Source organism: Bacillus sp. 05T31 (genome assembly GCF_056396725.1).
This window is the reverse complement of the sequence record NZ_JBFTMA010000502.1, coordinates 1-4,062: the sequence shown is the minus strand read 5'-3', so window position 1 is coordinate 4,062 and position 4,062 is coordinate 1. Positions and strand designations below refer to the sequence as shown.

Annotated in this window: 4 protein-coding genes and 1 pseudogene; all 5 read right to left on the bottom strand. The window is 36.3% G+C overall.

The features are described from left to right. On the bottom strand, positions 1 to 664 hold a 664-nt coding region (whiA, locus tag AC1DJR_RS22930; RefSeq protein ID WP_477003582.1), incomplete at its 3' end, for a DNA-binding protein WhiA. A gap of 94 nt (positions 665 to 758) precedes the next feature. After that, positions 759 to 1,454: pseudogene (locus tag AC1DJR_RS22925) on the bottom strand (gluconeogenesis factor YvcK family protein); the annotation flags it as partial. Between the two features lie 3 nt (positions 1,455 to 1,457). Next, positions 1,458 to 2,339, bottom strand: a complete 882-nt coding sequence (gene rapZ / locus AC1DJR_RS22920; protein WP_477003581.1) for an RNase adapter RapZ — start codon at positions 2,337 to 2,339, stop codon at positions 1,458 to 1,460. 20 nt (positions 2,340 to 2,359) lie between these two features. Beyond that, positions 2,360 to 2,818 (bottom strand): NUDIX hydrolase, encoded by a 459-nt coding sequence (locus AC1DJR_RS22915; RefSeq protein WP_001190080.1) that lies wholly within the window; start codon positions 2,816 to 2,818, stop codon positions 2,360 to 2,362. A gap of 215 nt (positions 2,819 to 3,033) precedes the next feature. After that, complete coding sequence (locus tag AC1DJR_RS22910; RefSeq protein ID WP_429691818.1) at positions 3,034 to 3,840, bottom strand: DUF368 domain-containing protein; 807 nt, start codon at positions 3,838 to 3,840, stop codon at positions 3,034 to 3,036. Between the last annotated feature and the right edge of the window lie 222 nt (positions 3,841 to 4,062).

Below are 4,062 nucleotides of genomic sequence, written 5' to 3'. Positions count from 1 at the left end.
GATTTACTGAATTACGCATATCGCGAACAATTCGAATATCTTCAAATCTTAAAAGTGCATTATGAGCACCTATAATATTTAAAAACTCTGTAATTTTTTCAGCTTCTTTCAAATACGTAATGTACCCTTTTCTTCTTTCCAACGTCTTACTATTTAAATCAAATCCGTTCATCAGTTCACATATAGAATCATTATGTTCCTTATATAACGAAAAGATCTCTAAATGATAAGATGATGTTTCTGGGTTATTTACTGAACCACCTGCTAAAAATGCACCGCGTAAATACGATCTTTTACAACATTTCTTCTCGATTAATTCCTGCGATATATTTCGAATAAACGAAAAGTCATCTCGAACAATGTGAAGATCTGCTAATATTTCGCGAGACTTCTCAACAAGCCGCACGATATATACATTATTTTTCTTCAATCGCATTTTTTTACGAACAAGTAATTCTACCGTCACATCATATCCTTTTTTCAAAAGCGTATAAATCCTTCTTGCAATTGCCGCATTTTCCGTTTGAATATCGATAGATAGGCGACGGTTTGAAAAAGAAAGCGATCCATTCATTCGAAGCAACGCCGATAATTCTGATTTCTCACAGCATTCCTTCATTTCAAGATTGGTCAACTCTTTCTTTGTTTCTGATGCAAATGACACAGTCAACACCTCCTTATACTATTACTTTGGAACAAAAATCTTGTCCTATATGAATGAGGAGCGTTACCTCAAATGAGGCAACGCACATTTATAACGTATAACCCTTCGTTTCGCCCGCTTGCGTCATAACATTRCATACATATACCTTCTTCGCTTTTGCAGCAAGAACAGCGTCTCCAATTTTGTTAACAACTAAATTCGGTAATATACTTGTGTACAGACTTCCTGGRCCGAAAACAAGCAAATCAGCTCGTTTAATTTCCGTCAACGTTTCACATAACGGTTCTACATCTTCTGGAGTTAAAAAGACACGATTAATCTTCTTCCCGAAATRAGGAATCTTTGATTCACCTGTTACAATTTCTCCATCTTCTAATTCTGCATGAAGTACCGCACTTTGATTCGCTGCTGGTAATACACGTCCTCTGACGTTTAATACTTTACTCGTTTCCGTAATCGCGTGGTAAAAGTCTCCTGTAATCGAAGTCATACCTGCCAATAGTAAATTTCCTAACGCATGCCCTTTCAGTCCGTCTCCAGTTGTAAAACGGTGCTGAAATAAAGCTTCCACTAATGGTTCTACATCCGATAACGCAACAAGTACGTTACGAATATCACCTGGAGGTGGAATTTCTAGCTCATCACGTAGTCTACCTGAACTGCCTCCATCGTCGGCTACTGTTACAACTGCTGTAATATCAACAGGATATTGTTTTAATCCTCTTAATAAAACAGAAAGTCCAGTTCCACCTCCCATGATAACAATTTTAGGTTTTCTCTCTTTTTTCATCCCTTAATGGCCCTTTCTCTTCTCCACATCCCGATGAGATACATGAACGCTATACTCTGGTTTCAAATGTTTCCCAAGGTACTCTGTAAGCGTAACAGAACGATGTTGCCCACCTGTACATCCAATCGCAATTACAAGTTGACTCTTGCCTTCTCTTTTATAATGAGGCAGCATGAAAGTGATAAGATCCGTCAATTTCTCTAAAAACTTATGTGTTTCATTAAATTTCAACACATACGACGAAACTTCTTCATCCAGTCCTGTTAATGGCTTCATATGTGGAATATAATATGGATTTGGTAAAAAACGAACATCAAATACTAAATCAGCATCAATTGGAATTCCGTACTTAAATCCAAATGACATAACATTTACACGAAATGCTTGCTCAGTTTCTGTTGAGAATAWGTGAACAATTTTYTCTCGTAATTCTTTCGGTTTCAAATCAGAYGTATCAAGCACAATATTCGCTCGYGCCTTCATATCAGTTAAKAGACCACGCTCAGCTTCAATTCCCTTTAACGGCAAGCCAGTTGGCGCAAGTGGATGCGAACGTCTCGTTTCTTTATARCGAGTTACAAGTGTGCTATCTTTCGCATCTAAAAATAAAATATGAGGAATAATCCATGTACGTTCTGATAAATCATCAAGYGCTCCCCATAAATATTCAAAAAACTCTCGGCCACGTAAATCAATACCRAGTGCYACTTTATTCATTTTACCCTTTGAATCCGCCATAAGTTCAATAAACTTCGGCAATAACATCGGTGGTAAATTATCTACACAAAAATATCCTAAATCTTCAAAACTTTGTAATGCTACTGTTTTTCCAGCTCCAGACATCCCTGTAATAATTACCATTTTTATATCATTATTCTCTGTCATCGTATCCTCTCCTTGCAGGTTTAACTCGGATCTAATCGATATGAAAGCAACTCAAAATCTGGGGTATATACAAATGTACCGTAGATTATACCATTCCCTTTAATTAAATAATCAATAATGTGATAATCTCCTGGTGCCATTGCTAAATCATCAATTTTATCAAATGTATGCCAACCAATGATGCCTTCTTCGCTCTCTAATTTGTTTTCTCCTGCAAAATCTGTTGCTAAAAAGGAGAACATCATCCATTCAGAAACAACTTTATCACCTTCTTGGATGACAAAAGTGAAGACCCCTTTTAATGCTGGATTCTTTAAATAAATACCTGTTTCTTCACGATACTCGCGAACAACGGAATCTCTTACTGTCTCACCACGCTCCATTTTCCCGCCCGGTGCAACCCACCAATTCCGGCGAGGTTTTTGGAGTAAGAGTACTTCATTATCTCTAATTAACACACAGTTTGTCACTCTTTGCATGTTTCTTCACCTCAGCTACTTGCAGCAAAATTTCTCACTGCATACTCATTTCATTATACTATCAAAAACAGTTTGCTACAACGAAGGTGCCAGTCCCCTTTCGCTAAGCAATTGTAAAAATTCTTTCTATAACAAGCAATCAAAATACCTTACTTCCCGTGAACATTACATAAAAATCCCCTTAACGATTTTTATCGTTAAGGGGATTAAAACACTTATTTCTTACCGAAATAAGTAACAACCGCAAATCCTAAAATAAAAGTAATGATCGAACTTACAATTGAAAATCCGCCAGTTGGAATACCAGGGAACACAATGACAATCGACCCGATAACAAGTCCAATAATTACTGCAAATGTCATACTTTTATAACGATCCAATAAAAAACTAATTCCTTTACTACTTACAACAAATCCGACCATAACACCAGCACCAATAACCACGATTAATGGTAAATTGAGTGTAGTTAGAGCATTAATTGCCGTTGGATACACACCAATAATTAATAAAATAAACGATCCGCTAATTCCAGGAAGGAGCATAGCCATACTAGCCATCCATCCTGCGAAAAATAAACCRATTGCATTTAAAATTGTTAACGTCGTAATYGGATCWGCTGCCTTATCTGGYTTAAAGAATGCTGTTATTGCAACAAGAATTGCTGCAATTATTAAYARGGCAATATGACTACCTTTAAACGTTGCCTTTGCATCAGCTTCTCTCATTAACATCGGTAATATACTAATAATTAAACCGAGAAAGAAAAATTGAGTCGGTTCATAATGATTTGCTAATAAATATTTAATAACGTGACTTAACGTTAGAAAAGCTGCCGCTACACCAGCTGCAAGTGGGATTAAAAACGCTAAATGTTTTTTCCATTCACGACTAAARAATCCGCTAATTGCTGCGAGCAATTGTTCATAAATYCCCAACACAACAGCGATTGTTCCGCCGCTCACACCAGGAATTAAATCACTAACGCCCATACAAAATCCACGATATATATTACGCCATTCCATACTGAATAAATTCCTCATTTCTTATAATGATTTTTCCCGTAAATTCTAGTATAACAATAAGAATCATTATATTCTTAATTGTTTTTGACAATAGTTTGACATTTGGACAAAAAAAGAAAGCCACCTATCGGTAGCTTTCTTCTCAAAAGGAAAAATAACCTTATTTTTCTGTTACAGTCTTTAGTTCCTCTACTAACTCTTCTATATAATGCTGTGCACTCT